Source organism: Psychrobacillus sp. PGGUH221, from assembly GCF_042055255.1.
GTDB lineage: Bacteria > Bacillota > Bacilli > Bacillales_A > Planococcaceae > Psychrobacillus.
Map to the genome: position 1 here is coordinate 1 of NZ_JAQMHQ010000039.1, position 461 is coordinate 461.

The 461-nt window shown below is 42.1% G+C and carries 2 tRNA genes and 1 rRNA gene; all 3 read right to left on the reverse strand.

Annotated features, from left to right (window positions below):
* Nucleotides 1-136: 136 nt before the first annotated feature.
* Nucleotides 137-212, reverse strand: a tRNA-Ala gene (locus tag PGC35_RS22090).
* A gap of 16 nt (nt 213-228) precedes the next feature.
* Nucleotides 229-305, reverse strand: a tRNA-Ile gene (locus PGC35_RS22095).
* Between the two features lie 100 nt (nt 306-405).
* A 16S ribosomal RNA gene (locus PGC35_RS22100) occupies nt 406-461 on the reverse strand; the annotation flags it as partial.

The following is a 461-nucleotide window of genomic DNA, read 5'->3' on the forward strand; positions in this document are numbered from 1 at the left end:
TTTTGAAACCCTCAAAAATAGTAGTTAAAAGTACTACACAAAAAATAATCACGAATGTGATTACAAATTGAATTTCTTGAATTTGTTGCTTTCAATGTCGTTTTATCCAGTTTTCAAAGAACAAGTTAAATCTACTTGGTGGAGCCTAGCGGGATCGAACCGCTGACCTCCTGCGTGCAAGGCAGGCGCTCTCCCAGCTGAGCTAAGGCCCCGAAAATTTAAAAGGTATGGTGGGCCTAAATGGACTCGAACCATCGACCTCACGCTTATCAGGCGTGCGCTCTAACCAGCTGAGCTATAGGCCCTCTTTGAATTTCCGTATATAAATATATATATGAACATTCAAAACTGAACTGCAAAACGTTAAGCTACAGATAAAGATCTGTATTCCGTGTTTATCCTTAGAAAGGAGGTGATCCAGCCGCACCTTCCGATACGGCTACCTTGTTACGACTTCACCC